Annotated in this window: 16 protein-coding genes; 7 read left to right on the plus strand and 9 right to left on the minus strand. The window is 66.5% G+C overall.

Translation table 11 applies throughout. From position 1 onward, the window contains the following. The first annotated feature begins 232 nt into the window (after nt 1–232). Together OSH10_RS03860 and OSH10_RS03865 are read left to right on the plus strand one after the other, a co-directional pair. Nucleotides 233–1,993 carry a DUF882 domain-containing protein gene (locus tag OSH10_RS03860; protein WP_407660654.1) on the plus strand — a complete coding sequence of 587 codons (1,761 nt, stop codon included), beginning with the start codon at nt 233–235 and terminating at the stop codon, nt 1,991–1,993. Between the two features lie 296 nt (nt 1,994–2,289). Next, nucleotides 2,290–2,463, plus strand: coding sequence for a hypothetical protein (locus tag OSH10_RS03865; RefSeq protein ID WP_266330223.1), 174 nt, complete (start codon nt 2,290–2,292; stop codon nt 2,461–2,463). 75 nt (nt 2,464–2,538) lie between these two features. On the opposite strand, the gene OSH10_RS03870 is transcribed toward OSH10_RS03865, so the two are convergent. The 3 genes from OSH10_RS03870 to OSH10_RS03880 all read right to left on the minus strand — a co-directional run bounded on the left by OSH10_RS03870 (nt 2,539) and on the right by OSH10_RS03880 (nt 4,074). Continuing rightward, a complete protein-coding gene (locus OSH10_RS03870; RefSeq protein ID WP_266330224.1) occupies nt 2,539–2,790 on the minus strand; it encodes a DUF2312 domain-containing protein in 252 nt (83 codons plus the stop codon). A gap of 91 nt (nt 2,791–2,881) precedes the next feature. Then, the gene (locus OSH10_RS03875; protein ID WP_266330225.1) at nt 2,882–3,187 is read right to left on the minus strand and encodes a DUF1244 domain-containing protein; all 306 of its coding nucleotides are present in this window, start codon (nt 3,185–3,187) and stop codon (nt 2,882–2,884) included. A gap of 62 nt (nt 3,188–3,249) precedes the next feature. After that, nucleotides 3,250–4,074, minus strand: a complete 825-nt coding sequence (locus tag OSH10_RS03880) for an N-formylglutamate amidohydrolase (protein ID WP_266330226.1) — start codon at nt 4,072–4,074, stop codon at nt 3,250–3,252. Between the two features lie 67 nt (nt 4,075–4,141). On the opposite strand from OSH10_RS03880, the gene OSH10_RS03885 reads away from it, so the two are divergent. Genes OSH10_RS03885 through pyk form a run of 3 tightly spaced genes read left to right on the plus strand, consistent with a single transcriptional unit; the run spans nt 4,142 to nt 7,150 of the window. Continuing rightward, nucleotides 4,142–5,053, plus strand: coding sequence for a DMT family transporter (locus OSH10_RS03885; protein ID WP_266330227.1), 912 nt, complete (start codon nt 4,142–4,144; stop codon nt 5,051–5,053). Further along, nucleotides 5,028–5,714 (plus strand): DUF1036 domain-containing protein, encoded by a 687-nt coding sequence (locus OSH10_RS03890; protein WP_323181545.1) that lies wholly within the window; start codon nt 5,028–5,030, stop codon nt 5,712–5,714. The genes OSH10_RS03885 and OSH10_RS03890 overlap by 26 nt, the downstream gene beginning before the upstream one ends. Continuing rightward, complete coding sequence (gene pyk / locus OSH10_RS03895) at nt 5,711–7,150, plus strand: pyruvate kinase (RefSeq protein ID WP_266330228.1); 1,440 nt, start codon at nt 5,711–5,713, stop codon at nt 7,148–7,150. The genes OSH10_RS03890 and pyk overlap by 4 nt, the downstream gene beginning before the upstream one ends. A gap of 177 nt (nt 7,151–7,327) precedes the next feature. Here pyk and OSH10_RS03900 read toward each other — a convergent pair whose 3' ends face one another. From OSH10_RS03900 to OSH10_RS03910, 3 genes are all read right to left on the minus strand, one after another. Then, nucleotides 7,328–7,918: a tetratricopeptide repeat protein gene (locus tag OSH10_RS03900; protein WP_266330229.1), complete on the minus strand. Its 591-nt coding sequence runs from the start codon at nt 7,916–7,918 to the stop codon at nt 7,328–7,330. A gap of 73 nt (nt 7,919–7,991) precedes the next feature. Next, complete coding sequence (gene ykgO, locus OSH10_RS03905) at nt 7,992–8,117, minus strand: type B 50S ribosomal protein L36 (RefSeq protein WP_018181353.1); 126 nt, start codon at nt 8,115–8,117, stop codon at nt 7,992–7,994. Between the two features lie 572 nt (nt 8,118–8,689). Beyond that, a complete protein-coding gene (locus OSH10_RS03910) occupies nt 8,690–9,145 on the minus strand; it encodes an Lrp/AsnC family transcriptional regulator (protein WP_266330231.1) in 456 nt (151 codons plus the stop codon). A 126-nt stretch (nt 9,146–9,271) separates the two neighbouring features. Here OSH10_RS03910 and alr point away from each other — a divergent pair, with 126 nt between their 5' ends. Both alr and OSH10_RS03920 read left to right on the plus strand, forming a co-directional pair. Continuing rightward, nucleotides 9,272–10,438: an alanine racemase gene (gene alr, locus OSH10_RS03915; protein ID WP_266330232.1), complete on the plus strand. Its 1,167-nt coding sequence runs from the start codon at nt 9,272–9,274 to the stop codon at nt 10,436–10,438. Beyond that, nucleotides 10,435–11,703: a D-amino acid dehydrogenase gene (locus OSH10_RS03920; protein ID WP_266330234.1), complete on the plus strand. Its 1,269-nt coding sequence runs from the start codon at nt 10,435–10,437 to the stop codon at nt 11,701–11,703. Before alr ends, OSH10_RS03920 begins: the two co-directional genes overlap by 4 nt. A gap of 15 nt (nt 11,704–11,718) precedes the next feature. Here the strand turns inward: OSH10_RS03920 and OSH10_RS03925 are convergent, their stop codons facing one another. From OSH10_RS03925 to OSH10_RS03935, 3 genes are read right to left on the minus strand one after another with little or no spacing between them, the layout of a single operon-like run. Next, nucleotides 11,719–12,693, minus strand: a complete 975-nt coding sequence (locus tag OSH10_RS03925) for an ABC transporter permease (RefSeq protein WP_266330235.1) — start codon at nt 12,691–12,693, stop codon at nt 11,719–11,721. Further along, entirely contained in the window at nt 12,690–13,661 is a 972-nt protein-coding gene (locus OSH10_RS03930) for an ABC transporter permease (RefSeq protein WP_266330236.1), read from the minus strand. Before OSH10_RS03930 ends, OSH10_RS03925 begins: the two co-directional genes overlap by 4 nt. Then, nucleotides 13,658–15,166, minus strand: a complete 1,509-nt coding sequence (locus OSH10_RS03935) for a sugar ABC transporter ATP-binding protein (protein ID WP_266330237.1) — start codon at nt 15,164–15,166, stop codon at nt 13,658–13,660. The genes OSH10_RS03930 and OSH10_RS03935 overlap by 4 nt, the downstream gene beginning before the upstream one ends. Nucleotides 15,167–15,168: the final 2 nt, after the last annotated feature.

Consider the following 15,168-nt stretch of genomic DNA (forward strand, 5'->3'; position numbering starts at 1 on the left):
ATCGGGCGATGAAATGTGCGAAACCGCGCAGGACGATGTTCCGCGCGGTTTTCTTTTTGCCCATCAAATGCCACGATTGCCGCCGACTGTTGCGAAATGACAATGCCGTGATCGGCAGGTGAACCCCGGAAACGGGGTCCAAGAAAGGTCGATTACGGTAAATGCTGGTTAACTCTCTTCAAGCATTCTGCCCTTTACGGGGGCCCATTCCGGGCAAGGACGCAGAAGCACATTGATTAAGCAAACCGATCCGTTCGAGCGAGACCGTAGTCTGCTGCAGCGTTGCAGCACGGCTCTTCGCGGGCTCCTCGCAACCACCGTCGTTGCCGGCTCAATGGTCGTCACGGCGCCCATCGATGATGCAGATGCCGCCGCGGGCGACCGTGCGCTGAAGCTGCACAACGCCCACACACAAGAGACGGCCACCATCGTCTTCAAGCGCAACGGCCGATACGACCCGGCCGGGCTGAAGCAGCTCAATGTGTTCCTGCGCGACTGGCGCAAGAACGAGCCGACCAAGATGGATCCGCAGCTCTTCGACCTGATCTGGGAAGTGTACCAGCAGGCCGGGTCGCGCGTGCCGATCACCGTCATCTGCGGCTATCGCTCGCCCGCCACCAACGGCATGCTGCGTTCGCGCTCCCGCGGCGTCGCCAAGCAGAGCCAGCACATGCTCGGCAAGGCGATGGATTTCTACATGCCGGACGTTCCGCTGGCCAAGCTCCGGGCCATCGGCCTGAGGATGCAGGTTGGCGGCGTCGGCTTCTACCCGACCTCCGGCTCGCCCTTCGTCCATATGGACACGGGCAGCGTCCGCCATTGGCCGAAGATGACGCGCGAACAGCTCGTGCGGATCTTCCCGAACGGCAAGACGCTGCATGTGCCCTCCGACGGCCGGCCGCTTCCCGGTTATGAGCAGGCGCTCGCTGCCTACAAGGCCCGCAAGGCCGGCGGCGGTTCCGTCATGATGGCCAGCGCCTCGCCGAGCAAGGGCAAGTCCTGGTTCAGCCGCCTGACCGGCAATGATTCCGCCGACGAGGACGATATCCCCGCTGCCCCGGCCGCGAAGCCGGGCAAGGCTCCGGCTGTCATGGAGGCCGACGCCGACGCCGTTCAGGTCGCCGCCGTCGCCAAACCCGCCGAGCCGGAAGCCGAGACCGTTCCGTTTGCAACGGCGTCCGCGCCGCTGCCGCGTCCCGCTCCGAACCGCGAGCCGGAAGCCGTCGTGGTCGCCGTCGCCGATACGGAAGCCGATGGCGCCTTCCCGCCGGCGCCGCGCCGTTCTCCGGTCGCCCGTCCCGTCATGGTCCTCGCCAGCGTCGCCCCGCTGCCTCAGGCATCGCCTGTGCAGCCGACGCCGAGCTATGGCAGCGGCATCACCGATACGCTCGCGGCGCTGGAGGCTACCAGCTCCGCCAGGGCCAACGCCCAGGTCGCGGGTCTGCGCAAGTCCGGCACCGCGGCGGAGGCCATCGCCGAGGCCGTCGGCAAGGGCAAGCCGTCCAGCGACGCGATGATGGCCTATGCCGCACCGTTGACCTTCGACGAGACTGCTGCGCCGCATATCGACGCCGCGACTGGCGCGATCGTCGCCGGCCACGCCGCCAAGTCCGTTGCCAAGGCCTCGGCTGCCGGCGCAGCCAAGCTCGCGTCGCGGGGCAATGCCTCGGGACTGCAGGCTGCGGCGCCGGTTGTTGCCAACGATCCGCTGGCTCGCCTGACGCCGGTTGCCTATGAGGCGGCGACGATCGAACTGGTCACCCGCACCGGCTCGACCCGTCAGAAGCCCTACGCCAACCTGCAGATGCCGACGCCCTTCCTGATGCCCGAACTGTTCACGGCACCGGAGCGCTCCATCCGCCTCGGCTTCGGGCGCATCGCTTATGAAGGCCTCCGGACGGACCGCTTCGCCGGCCCGCTGGTGCATCACCTCGGCACGCAGGAGTTCGCGCAGCTGGAGACGATCGGTCGGACCGCCTTCCTGAAGCGCTGACCACAGGCAAGATTTAAGAAATTGAAGCGCCGTGGCGATTGCTGCGGCGCTTTTTTGTTGGCTGGATCTTTTACGATGCCCTGGAGCGCACGGGGACGGGTCAGGCGGCAGATAGCCGAACGCCGCGGCCACGGACTGCCGGTCGGCACGAAATCGATCGGCAGGAATCGATGCCTCGGAATGCAGGCCGACGCTGGGCTCTTCGGGAGGCGCGCTTCAAAACAGCGGACGGGACCTGTCGGCTGCCGCAAGGGGCTGATATAGGCTGTTGATCAGCCTGAGAGGAAGCGCGCGCCATGACCGAAACAAACGATCGCTTCAAGAAAGCCCCGCGCAAGAAAGCGGCCCCGGTTAAGCGGGTATCGCTGTCGGCGGAGGCCCGCCAAGCCTACGAAGACCTGGTGCGGACGCGCGACGAGCGCGAACGGGCCTATGGCCAGCATCTGCCGGCCGAGAACAAGGGCAAGTAGCCCCGTCGGGATGCCCACCGGCGGCGCACGATCGGAGCAATGCTCCGATCGACCCCGTCTGACGGAATGGCTGGATCAGACCATGCCGAGCGCGTTCTTGTAGAGTTCGAGGATGGCCTCTTGCTCTTCGCGCTCATTGGCGTCCTGCTTGCGCAGCGCCACGATCTTGCGCAGCGCCTTGGTGTCGTAACCATTGGCCTTCGCCTCGCCATAGACATCCTTGATGTCGTCGGCGATCGCCTTCTTCTCTTCCTCGAGTCGCTCGATCCGCTCGACAATGGATCTGAGCTGGGCGGCGGCGACGCCCTGGACTTCGTCTTCAGCCATGGTGGGGAACCTCAAAAAAGATTGGCGACAGGCGAGCGTGAGTGCCCGACTTAGCCGAAGGGGTCAAGTCCACAAAGGACGTGCCGGTGCGTCAATGGTCCGGGCGATTGGCGGCGAAGGCCGCCTGCTGTTCCGCCGTCGCCTCGCGCTGGTTGAGCTTCTGCCAGTCCGCATAGGGCATGCCGTAGACGATCTCGCGCGACTGCTCCTTCGAAAGCGCGATGCCCTTCGCCTCGGCCGCTTCGCGATACCAGTTCGACAGGCAGTTGCGGCAAAAGCCGGCGAGGTTCATCAGATCGATGTTCTGCACGTCGCTGCGCGTACGCAGATGCTCGACCAGGCTGCGGAATGCCGCCGCCTCCAGTTCGATGGTCATTTGCGGGTCCAATGAGGTCATGACAGCCTGCCTTCGAGGATGGATGGGACGGAAGCGCCGTTTCCGGGGCTTGCCGGGCGCCGCTATCGCGGGTCGGCGAGCGAGCCGTAGAATTCGACCTCGTGAGGCGCTTCGCCAATCTTGAGGTCGGAGAGCACGCCGGCCAGCCGATCCGCCCATTCCGCGACGCCGGCGGGATCGGCGATCAGGTCCTGGCGGATCTCGACCAGCGCATGCGCAAGCCCGCGACGGGTCGCGTGACGGTAGAGCGTGTCGCCCTTCAGAGCGCCATGATAGGGTTCGTTGTCGCCAACGACGATGGCGGGATCGCGGGCGAGCCCCTCGATCAGCGGCCGGGCCAGCCGAGGGTCGGCATCCCACAGGATCCCCGCATGCCAGGGACGGGGCCGCCCCTTCCAGAGAGGGGTGAAGCTGTGGATCGACAGGATCATCGGGATCCGCCCGGTGGCCATGCCGGCCTCGATCGTCCGCTTCACCGCATCGTCATAGGGCTGGTAGAAGCGCGCGATCCGACGCTCGCGCTCCTCCCCGTCGATCCGCGCATTGCGCGGGATCACGGCGCCGTCCGAGAGCCGCATGATCAGGGTCGGGTCGTCGAGGCCGCGATTGGGATCGATCAGCAGGCGCGAGAAATGCGACAGCACGGCCGGCACGCCAAAGCGCGCGGCCAGCGCCCGCGTCAGCGCCTCGGCCCCGATGTCATAGGCGATATGGCGCTCGAATTCGGAAGGCGGCAGGCCGAGCGAGTCGTAGTCTTCCGGCACATGGCTGGAAGCGTGGTCGCAAAGCAGGACCAACCCCGCCCGCCCGTCGCCTGGAACGATCTCGAAAGCGGCATCGGCGGGCGCGGCTTCGCCAGCCGGCGTCGGATTTAAGGCATCGCACATGGTTAAATCATAGTGACCCGGCCCGGCGGCTGCCATAGGAATGTGCTGCCCTTCCCGCGAGATCGCCTTGTCCTCCTCCGCTTCGCCAACCACCCCAACGCCCGCCTCCGTTACCGCCTTCGCGATTCCAGCCCTCATCCTGGGCGCGATGGCGATGGGCATCTCGCCGGTGTTCGTCCGGCTGACGGATGTCGGCCCCTTCGCCAGCGCCTTCTGGCGCGTTGGAGGGGCCCTGCCGCTGCTCTTCGCCTGGGCGCTGTTCGAGGCACGCCGGTCCGGCGCGCCGCTGAACTCGGTCTGGCGAATCGATGGCGCGATCCTGCTGGCCGGAGGGCTGTTTGCCGGCGACCTGCTGTTCTGGCACCTGGCGATCCTGAAAACGAGCGTCGCCAACGCCACCTTCCTCGCCACCATGGCGCCGGTCTGGGTCGTGCTGGGCTCCGGCGTCCTGATCGGAGAGAGGGTCGGTCGAGGGGTGCTGGCCGGCCTCGCGCTCTGCCTGCTCGGCGCCAGCTTCCTGATCGGCCTGAACTGGCGGATCCGCCCCGATCATCTCGACGGCGACCTCTACGGCGTCATCACCTCCTTCTTCTTCGGCTGCTATTTCCTGGCGGTCCGGGTGGCGCGCCGCCGATCCTCGGCCGGGAAGATCACCTTCCTGTCGACCCTCGTCACCAGCATCCTGCTGCTCGCGGTGGCGCTGGCGACGGAGCCGCGCATGCTGCCCGATTCGATCGAGAGCGCCGCGTCGCTCGCGGGCCTTGCTTTCATCAGCCATGCCGGCGGCCAGGGCATGCTTGCTTTCGCGCTCGGCCATCTGCCTGCCGCTTTTTCAGCGCTGGTAATCTTCCTGGAAGCGGTCGCGGCGGCATTGGCCGGCTGGCTGTTTCTCGGCGAGGCCGTCTCGATGCCCCAGGCGATTGGCGGCGCCCTCATCCTCGCCGGCATCTTCATTGCCCGACCGCCCCGCGGCGGTTGACGAAAGAGGTTTTAGCCATCATGCAGCCGCGTTTATTTTGATTATCAGAGAAATGCGATTCATCGGACTGAAATCAGCGGCAAGCCCGCGGCAGACGCGGGTTCTGGAGCCCGCCGCTTCGCCTATCCCAAGGTTGACAGCTGGAAAGCAGCAGCGCCATAAAGCAGCCTCCTGCCTCAACCGGTTCGCGACCTCATCGATGCGATCATACGAGCTTCGACATTGGCCGCGCTCGGCCCTTCTCGCCTTCATTGTCGCTTTGGGAGCGCTGTTCCTGCAATCGGCGCCGGCCTCCGCCGATCTGCGCCTCTGCAACAAGACGCCCAGTCGTGTCGGCGTCGCCATCGGCTATAAGGACAAGAAAGTCTGGACGACCGAAGGCTGGTGGAACGTCCCGGTCAACAGCTGCGAGACGCTTGTCAGCGGCACGCTCGTGTCACGCTACTATTACGTCTATGCGGTCGACTACGACCACGGTGGCGAGTGGAGCGGCAAATACGTGATGTGCACGAAAGACAAAATGTTTACCATTGAAGGCACCGAAGATTGCGTGCCGCGTGGATTTAACCGTTCCGGCTTCTTCGAAGTCGATACCGGCGAACAAACCAGCTGGACGATCCAGCTCAACGAACCTGCACAGCAAGGAGCGCAACGCAAATGAGACGGTCGCGTAAGGTCAAGATTCTCGCGACCCTGGGTCCGGCTTCTTCCGACAAGAAGATGATCGAGGCCCTGTTCCGGGCCGGCGCCGATGTGTTCCGCATCAACATGAGCCACACGACGCATGAGAAGCTGAACGACCTCGTTCGCATCATTCGCGCCGTTGAGGCGGATGTCGGTCGCCCGATCGGCATCCTCGCCGACCTCCAGGGTCCGAAGCTGCGCCTTGGCGCCTTTGCGGACAAGTCGATCGACATCTCGGTCGGCCAGAACTTCACGCTCGACAGCGATCCGACCCCCGGCACGCAGGGTCGCGTGTTCTTGCCGCATCCCGAAATCCTCGAAGTGCTCGAACCCGGCCACCGCCTGCTGATCGACGACGGCAAGGTTCGCCTGCGCGTCATCTCGACCAATGGCACCAGCGCGCTCACGACCGTCGAAGTCGGCACCAAGCTCTCCGACCGCAAGGGCGTCAGCGTCCCGGATTCGACGATCAAGACGGGCGCGCTGACCGAGAAGGACCGCGCCGACCTCGACGCCGCCCTTCAGGCCAATGTCGACTGGATCGCGCTTTCCTTCGTGCAGCGTCCCGATGACGTCGCCGAAGTGCGCAAGATCGCCGCCGGCCGCGCCGGCATCATGTCGAAGATCGAGAAACCGCAAGCCGTGCAGCGTCTGGCCGAGATCATCGAGATCTCCGATGCGCTGATGGTGGCGCGCGGCGATCTCGGCGTCGAGATGCCGCTGGAGCAGGTTCCGGGCATCCAGAAGCAGATTACCCGCGCCTGCCGCCGCGCCGGCAAGCCGGTCGTCGTCGCCACGCAGATGCTGGAATCGATGATCACGGCGCCCGTCCCGACCCGCGCCGAAGTCTCCGACGTCGCCACCGCCGTCTATGAAGGCGCCGACGCCGTCATGCTGTCGGCCGAATCCGCCGCCGGCGCGTTCCCGATCGATGCCGTCGCGACGATGGACCGGATCGCCACCCAGGTGGAGCTCGATTCGAACCACAAGAACATCATGCACGCCCAGCGCACCGAGCCGGAGGCGACCGGCGCCGACGCAATCTCGGCCGCCGCGCGCCAGATCGCCGAGACCCTGAACCTCGCCGCCATCTGCTGCTACACGGCCTCGGGCTCGACCGGCCTGCGCGCCGCCCGCGAGCGGCCGCAGACCCCGATCATCGCCCTGTCGCCGATCGTCTCGACGGCCCGGCGCCTCTCGGTCGTCTGGGGCCTGCACTGCGTCGTCAGCGACGATGCCTACAATCTCGACGACATGGTGAACCGCGCCTGCTTCATCGCGAACCGCGAGGAATTCGCGAAGCCCGGCGACCGGATCATCATCACGGCCGGCGTGCCGCTCCGCACGCCGGGCGCCACCAACATGCTGCGCATCGCCTATGTCGGCACCGGTGCGGAAGAGGGTCGCCGCTAGGCGGCTCTCCGGGCTGGGCAGGCCCATACCGGGTCCGCCCTACTAGGGCCCTGCCCTTTCCTATCCGGCTTGACCGCAGACATAAAAGCCGGCCTCCTCGCGGAGGCCGGCTTTTTCTATGTGCGAAAGCTCAGGCGAGCCGGAACTGTCGAAATCGTTCGGAGAGAGCGCCGGCGGCTAGATCTCGCGACCGTCGATCTCGGGCTCGAGCTTCTTGATGGCGTCGCGGACCTGGTCGTCGAGATAGGGATCGATGGCGATCGCCTTCTGAAGGGCGATGAGCGCTTCCTTCTTGCGGTCGATCTCGTTCAGGATCATGCCAAGGCCCGCCAGGGCGCCAAAATGGCGGGGCTCGAGCGCCAGCACCTTTTCCAGGTCCGAGAGCGCCTTGCCGTATTCGTCCTGCAGGAAGAACAGCGTCGCACGCCGGTTCCAGCCCTCGATATAATCGGGCCGCAGGGTGGTGACGGCATCCAGATAATCGAAGGCACGGGGGAAGTTCTTGGTGGCGATCGCCTCGGTCGCCCACTGCATCAGCAGATCCACCGTATCGCTGCCGGAATCGCGCCAGCGCCGCTGCAGTTCCGCCTCGACGGCAGCCCCCGCCGCTTCATCACCAGGCATGGCGAGCGACGTGAAGAGCTGGTCAATGCTCTGGCTCGCCAGGCCGCCGCTCTTGTCCGCCGAATCGGCAGCACCCGGCGGCGCGGCAAAGGCCACAGACGAAAGCGCGGTCAACGCGACGAGAGAAATGACAAATGCCCGCATGATGGCAATTTAAGCCGTCATGCGGGCATCGTCAAAATCTAATCCGGATGGCACGCCGTGGCGCGCCCGCCAATTAGCCCTGGCGGGCCTTGTAGCGCGGATTGACCTTATTGATGATGAATACACGGCCCTTCCGGCGCACGAGCCGGTTGGCGCGGTGACGCCCGAGAAGGGACTTGAGCGAGTTCTTGATCTTCATGGCGCGACGCTCGCGAAAGGGTTCTGGGAACGACACGAGCGCCAGGGCGCCCGCTCGAAAATTCGGCCGGACCATAGGCAGCGCGGCTATGGCTTGTCAACACGAACAGGCCAGAATCCGGTGATTCCGCGCTGCGACGTAACGTTATGCGGCAAAGTTCGGAACGATTGCCCCGCTGCGCAGTTTTTTAGCCGGACGGGGTCAAGCGGAGTGAGTGAGATGCCCAATAAAGATCAGCGCACCGGATCTGGCAATTCTGCGAACGACCCGAAACGAGCCTCCGAAATGGGCAAGAAGGGCGCAGAGCCGTCCGGACAGCGCCAGCAGAGCCAAGCCTCGGAGAAGGGCCCGCAGCAGGGTTCGCACGGATCCCAGCACAAGAATCCCAACCCGTCGCACAAGGGCGGCCAGCGTTAGCGGCGCCCTTGGATCGAGCCCCTCTCAATCGATCCTCGCGATCGACCCGCCCCTCACCGGGCGGGTCACTTTTTTTTGGCGACGGCTGACCGCGCCGCTCGCGGGGGGCGGACCACCGGGAATCGGTGCGTCATCCCGGCCGCCATATGGGCACGTCATACCGGCCGGCGCGACGACAGCACGTTGCGGATGGCGAAGCTCGAGTGAATGCGGGCAACTCCCGGCAGGGCGGACAGGATCTCCTTGTGCACCCGTTCGAAATTCGCGGCGCCGTCCACCTCGACGCGCAGGAAATAGTCGGAACCGCCGGTCATCAGGAAGCACTCGCGGATCTCCGGATATTTCCGCACCGCCGCCTCGAAGCGGTTCAGATATTCCTCCGTCTGCCGGTCGAGCGTGATCTGCACGATGACGGCAATCCCCTCTTCGGCGCCCGTCCCGACCAGCGCCGTATAGCCCCGGATGATGCCCGTCTGCTCCAATATGTTGACCCGCCTCAGACAGGCGGAGGGCGACAGCCCCACGGCCTCCGCGAGCTTGGCATTGCTGATGCGGGCATTGAGGCGCAGCAGCCGGATGATGTTGCGGTCGATGGCGTCGAGACCCGACATGCGATTTCTTTCAATCCTTCGCAGAAGCGATCTTCATAGCCCCTTCTATCGCACAAAGATGCACTCTTCGATCGGAAGTTCGCAGGATGAAGCAATATGCTGGTCTGAGGCGAAGGGTGGGAAGCGATGAACGAGACCGTGAGGCTGACAATGGCGAGCGGCGTGGATGAGACGGCTGCCTGCGGGCGGCTGACCATCGACCTCGCCGCGCTGGTCGAAAACTATCGCAGGCTGTGCCGGACGTCGGCGCCGACGCCGGTCGCGGCCGTCGTCAAGGCCGATGCCTACGGGCTGGGCGCGGCTGAGGTCGTGCCGGTGCTGCATTCGGCCGGCTGCCGCGACTTCTTCGTGGCCCATTTCATCGAGGCTATACGGCTGAAGCCTTTCCTCCCCGCCGACGCCAGGCTTTACGTCCTGAACGGGCTGATGCCGGGAAGCGAAGGTGCCTGCTCCGACCTCGGCGCTATCCCCGTGCTGAATTCGCTCGATCAAGCAAAGGCCTGGTCAGCGCTGGCCCTGGCACGTCGCATCGAGCTGGAGGCGGCGCTTCAGGTCGATACGGGCATGGCCCGGCTCGGCCTCTCCCTGCCGGAGCTGCAGGCGCTGGCGGCGGACCCGGCCGGGCTGGCCGGCATCCGCCTGACCCTGATCATGAGCCATCTCGCCTGCGCCGATCAGCCCCACCACGCCGCGAGCCCGAGCCAGCTTGCCGGGATGCGGACCGCCAGCACGCTCTTCCCCGACATTCCCGTCTCCTTCGCCAATTCCGGCGGCGTGTTTCTGGGCCCGGATTATCGCGGCGATCTCGCCCGTCCGGGCGTGGCGCTCTATGGCGCCGCCCCGACCGTGGCCAAGGTGAACCCGATGCGCCCGGTCGTCCGGCTCGACGTGCGCGTCATTCAGACCCGCACCGTTCCGGCCGGCACGGCAGTGGGCTATGGCGGCGCCTATGTCACCCCGCGCGAAACCCGCATCGCCACGCTCGCCGCCGGCTATGCGGACGGCCTGCCACGCTCGCTGGGCAATCGTGGCGCGGCATGGTTCGAAGGAACGCGATTGCCGATTATCGGCCGGATCTCGATGGACAGCCTCATGGTCGATATCACGGCGCTTGCCGAAGGCGCCCTCGCGCCCGGGACGCTGGTCGAACTGATCGGACCCAACCAGACGCTGGAAAGGATCGCGGCCGACGCCGACACCATTTCCTACGAAATCCTGACCCGTCTCGGTCAGCGCTACCATCGGCACTACGCATATCCGTCAAGCCGCGAAGGCGGACAGGGGAAGTCATGAAGATCACCATTCTCGGGGCCGGCGTCATCGGTGTGACCTCCGCCTACTATCTGGCCAAGGCAGGACACGAGGTGACGGTCATCGACCGGCAGCCGGGCCCGGCGCTGGAGACCAGCTTCGCCAATGCCGGCGAGATCTCACCCGGCTATTCCTCGCCCTGGGCCGCCCCCGGCATCCCGCAGAAGGCGATGAAGTGGGTGTTCATGAAATATGCCCCCTTGATCATCCAGCCGATGCTGGATGCCGACACCTGGCGCTGGGTGATCGCGATGCTCGGCAACTGCACCTCGGCCCGCTACGCCGTCAACAAAAGCCGCATGGTCCGGCTGGCGGAATATTCCCGCGATTGCCTGATCGCTCTGCGCGAGGAAACCGGCATCGAATATGACGGCCGCGCCAAGGGCACGCTGCAATTGTTCCGGACGCAAAAACAGCTCGACGGCATCGGCAAGGACGTTGCCGTGCTGAAGAGCGACGGCGTGCCGTTCTCGGTGCTCGACCCGGCCGGCTGCATCGCGGCCGAGCCCGGCCTCGCCCATGTGCGCGAGAAGATCGTCGGCGGGCTGCAGCTTCCCCATGACGAGACGGGCGATTGCTTCAAGTTCACCAACGAACTGGCCAAGCGGGCCGAAGCGCTGGGCGTCACCTTCCGGTATGGCGTCGACATCCTCGGCATCCGCACCGAGGGCAAGCGCATCGTCGCCGTCAGGACCAGCGCCGGCGAAATCACCGCCGATCGCTTCGTCGCCGCCATGGGCAGCTTCACGCCGCAATTGCTGAAGCCGCTAGGCCTGCGGGTGCCGGTCTATCCGGTCAAGGGCTATTCGATCACGGTTCCGATCGTCGATGAGAGCCGCGCCCCCGTCTCCACCGTCATGGACGAGACCTACAAGATCGCCATCACCCGTCTCGGCGACCGCATCCGCGTCGGCGGCATGGCGGAGATCGCCGGCTTCAACCGCGACCTGCCGCCATCGCGCAAGGCGACCTTGGTCTATTCCGTGGAAGACCTGTTCGGCGGCGCCGGCGATCAGTCGCAGGCCAGCTACTGGACCGGCCTTCGCCCGATGACCCCCGACGGCACGCCGGTGATCGGCGCGACGGAGTACAGCAATCTCTATCTCAACACAGGCCATGGCACGCTGGGCTGGACCATGGCCTGCGGGTCGGGAAAGCTTCTCGCGGACCTGATCGACGGCAAGCGGCCCGATATCCAGTCGGACGATCTCGGTCTGGCGCGCTATGCTCGCCGGATGGCCGCGTGAGACGGACCGGCGCGCCTAACGGCGCGCCGCCTCCCGGCCCGAGAGCAGCAGCAGGGCGAGGATCAGCGTGCCGAACAGGATGCTGCGCCAGCCCGGCGAGGCGTTGACGACGGTGATCAGCGCCGTGATCGTCACCAGCAGGATGGCGCCGGGGATCGAGCCGGCATAGGTGCCGAGCCCTCCCAGGATCGAGGTTCCGCCCAGCACCACGGCCGCGATCGAGGCGAGCAGGTAGGGATCGCCGATGCCGACATAGCCCTGCCCGTTCATGCCGAGCACGATGATGCCGGCAAGCCCCGACATGAAGCCGCTGATGCCGTAGACGGCCATCGTCGTGCTGGCGATCGGCACCCCGGAGAGCTTGGCCGCCAGCGGCCCGGCCCCCATCGCGAACAGCCGCGCGCCGAACGGCGTCGCGTGCATGACGACCAGCACGACGAACGAGATCACCACCCAGACGAGGATGCCGGCTGGGACGCCGAACGGCCGCGCATTGCCGACCCAGCTGACCAGCGGGTTGGCCGCGGTGACGGCGCTGCCGCCGGCGATGATGATCAGCAGCCCCTGCAGGAAGGTCGCCATCGCTAGCGTCATGATCATCGGATGCACGCGCAGGAGCGCCACGCCGAGTCCGTTGACGAGCCCGATCGCCGTGGTCATGGCGAGCACGGCGAGGATCGGCGTCAGGCCGGTCGGGTCGGCGTCGATGGCGAACAGCGGCAGGCCGACGGCGGCCACCGTGACGATCGCCGCGACCGAGAGATCGATGCCGCCGGCGATGACGACGAAGGTCTGGCCCGCCGCGACAATGCCGATGACGGCGGCGAGCTCGACGAGATAGCGCAGATGGCCGTAAGCGCCGAAGCCGCGCGAGACGAAGCTGGCCACGATCCAGACCAGCGCCACGATGGCGAAGGTCAGGAACGGCCGGCTGGTGACGACCGCGAGGATGCGGGATCGGGACAGAAATCCGGCGTCGCGAATGCTCATCGGGCCCTCATGCGGAACTGTGGAATGGCGACGGCGCCGATGATGATCAGGCCCTGCGCCACATATTGCGCCACCGGCGTGAAGCCGAGGAAGAACATGACCGAGATCATCAGGCTGAGGAGGAGGCTGCCGGCGAGCGCGCCGCGCATGGTGCCCTGGCCGCCGAGAAAGCCGATGCCGCCAAGAACGGCGGCAGCGATCGAGTTGAGCGTGAAGGAATTGCCGATGATCGGATCGCCGGAGCCGGTCTGCGCCGCGACGAACAGGCCGGCGCCGGTGCAGAGCAGGCCGCTGATCGCATAGGCCGCGATCCGCGCCGCATCGACCGGCACGCCGGAGCGATAGGCACCGACCGGATTTTCGCCGGCGGCGTAGAGGCTGAGGCCGAGCGGCGTTGCCAGATAGAGCTTCCAGAGCAGCACGACGACGACCAGCACGCCGAAGGCGGCCGGCGTGTTGCCGGCCAGCAGATCCGACAGCCAGGGCGGCATGGCCCCGCCCGGCCGCGGCAGCACCAGAAGCGCCGCGCCGGCGATGATGAACGAACCGGCCAGCGTCACGACAATGGCAGGCAGGCGCAGGCGCACGACGATGACGCCCGTCGCCGCGCCGATGCCGAGACCGACGAGGCAGACCAGCGCCGTGCCGCCGGCGACACCGAGCGGCCCGGTCATGGTGGTGGCGGCGATCACCGCGCCGAGACTGACCAGCGCGCCGATGGCGAGGCTGATGCCGCCGGTCAGCATCAGGATGACCTGCGCCATGGCAACGAGGGCGAGCGGGAACCAGCTCTGGGTGAACTTGGCGAAGCCCGAGCCGGTAAAGAGGCCGTGGAACAGAAAGCCATAGGCGACCATGAAGGCCAGCACGACCACGAACAGGCCGCGCACGCCGATGTTGCGCCTGGCCTGGATCGCCCAATAGAGCGAGCCCGAACGGGCGTGCGGGGAGATGGATGCGTCGCTCATGCCGCCGCCCTTTCCGGCTCGGCGCCCATGGCAGCGGCCACGATCGCCTCCTCGCTCAGTTCGCCGCGCTCCAGCAGCGTGATCACCCGCCCTTCGCGCACGACCGCGACGCGGTCGCAGAGATGGACGAGTTCCGGCGTGTCGGAGCTGAGCAGCACGACCGCCTTGCCGGCGGCCGCGAAAGCGCGAAGCATGGCGTAGATCTCCCGCTTGGTCTCGACATCGACGCCGCGCGTCGGATCGTTCAGAAGCAGCACGGCGGGATCCAGCGGCATCCATTTCGCCAGCGCGACCTTCTGCTGGTTGCCGCCGGAAAGCGCCTGCGCGGCGCGGCCGAGATCGCCCTTGATGGCGAATTGCAGCGCGAGCCCCATCGCCGTCTCGCGCTCGCGGGCGCGGCTGCGCAGTTTCAGCGCCGGCATGCGGGCGAAGGCCGGCAGCATCAGATTGGTCACGATCGGATGGATGAGGTGCAGGCCCTCGCGCTTCCGGTCGGCCGGCACATAGGCCAGTCCGCGCGTATTGGCCTGGGGAACATTGGCGGGAAGTCCCGCCGCGTCATGGATCACGGCCGAGGCCGCCTTGGCGGGAATGGCGCCATAGAGGCCGAGCAGCAGGTCTTCCTGCCCCTGCCCGACCAGGCCGCCAATGCCGACGACCTCGCCGGCGCGGACTTCGAGATCGACATCGCGCATGAGCCCGGCTGCAAAACGGCTGACGGAAACCGCCACGCGCTCGGTCCGCGTGCTGTCCCAGCGCGGGAACAGATCGCCGGGATCGCGCCCGACCATCAGCCGCACCAGCCCGGCCGCATTGACGCCCTCCAGCGGGCGGTCCGCCGTGCAGATACCGTCCTTCAGCACGGTAACGTGCTGGCAAAGCTGCATCACCTCGTCCAGGCGGTGCGAGATATAGAGAATGGCGATGCCCTCGCTGCGCAGCTTCTCCAAGAGCGTGGTGAGGATGCGCGTCTCGGTGGCGGAGAGCGACGAGGTCGGCTCGTCGAGGATCAGTACGCGCGGCTTGCGATAAAGCGCCTTGGCGATCTCGACCATCTGGCGGCGGCCAAGCGACAACTCGCCGACCGGCGTGGAAAGCGGCTCGTGCAGCCCGACAAGGTCGCAGGCCGCCTTCGCTCGCGCCGCCAGCGCCGGATAATCGACCAGCCCGAAGCGGCGCGGATAGGCGCCGAGACCGATATTCTCCGCGATCGACAGCGAGTTGGTGAGGCTCAGTTCCTGCTGCACGACCGCGATGCCGGCACGGCGCGCTTCCGGTGGACTGTGGCGGGAGACCGCCTTGCCGTCGATCTCGATGGTCCCGCTGTCCGGACGCAGCGCGCCGGACAGCAGGTTGATCAGCGTGGACTTGCCCGCGCCATTCTCGCCGAGCAGCGCATGGACGCGGCCCGGCTCGAGGGAGATGGACACCGAGCGCAGGACGGGGTTGCCGAAGAACGCCTTCGACACCCCGCGCGCGGCGAGGATGGGCACGGACGATGCCACGG

This window comes from Kaistia defluvii, assembly GCF_026343955.1.
GTDB classification, from domain to species: Bacteria; Pseudomonadota; Alphaproteobacteria; order Rhizobiales; family Kaistiaceae; genus Kaistia; species Kaistia defluvii.

Bases quoted from the DNA above. Each gene is read 5' to 3' on its own strand.
- OSH10_RS03900 (WP_266330229.1), bottom strand. From the start codon at position 7,918: ATGCGGGCATTTGTCATTTCTCTCGTCGCGTTGACCGCGCTTTCGTCT.
- ykgO (WP_018181353.1), bottom strand. From the start codon at position 8,117: ATGAAGATCAAGAACTCGCTCAAGTCCCTTCTCGGGCGTCACCGCGCC.
- OSH10_RS03870 (WP_266330224.1), bottom strand. From the start codon at position 2,790: ATGGCTGAAGACGAAGTCCAGGGCGTCGCCGCCGCCCAGCTCAGATCC.
- pyk (WP_266330228.1), top strand. From the start codon at position 5,711: ATGAGACGGTCGCGTAAGGTCAAGATTCTCGCGACCCTGGGTCCGGCT.
- OSH10_RS03930 (WP_266330236.1), bottom strand. From the start codon at position 13,661: ATGAGCGACGCATCCATCTCCCCGCACGCCCGTTCGGGCTCGCTCTAT.
- OSH10_RS03875 (WP_266330225.1), bottom strand. From the start codon at position 3,187: ATGACCTCATTGGACCCGCAAATGACCATCGAACTGGAGGCGGCGGCA.
- OSH10_RS03910 (WP_266330231.1), bottom strand. From the start codon at position 9,145: ATGTCGGGTCTCGACGCCATCGACCGCAACATCATCCGGCTGCTGCGC.
- OSH10_RS03880 (WP_266330226.1), bottom strand. From the start codon at position 4,074: ATGTGCGATGCCTTAAATCCGACGCCGGCTGGCGAAGCCGCGCCCGCC.
- OSH10_RS03865 (WP_266330223.1), top strand. From the start codon at position 2,290: ATGACCGAAACAAACGATCGCTTCAAGAAAGCCCCGCGCAAGAAAGCG.
- OSH10_RS03920 (WP_266330234.1), top strand. From the start codon at position 10,435: ATGAAGATCACCATTCTCGGGGCCGGCGTCATCGGTGTGACCTCCGCC.
- OSH10_RS03925 (WP_266330235.1), bottom strand. From the start codon at position 12,693: ATGAGCATTCGCGACGCCGGATTTCTGTCCCGATCCCGCATCCTCGCG.
- alr (WP_266330232.1), top strand. From the start codon at position 9,272: ATGAACGAGACCGTGAGGCTGACAATGGCGAGCGGCGTGGATGAGACG.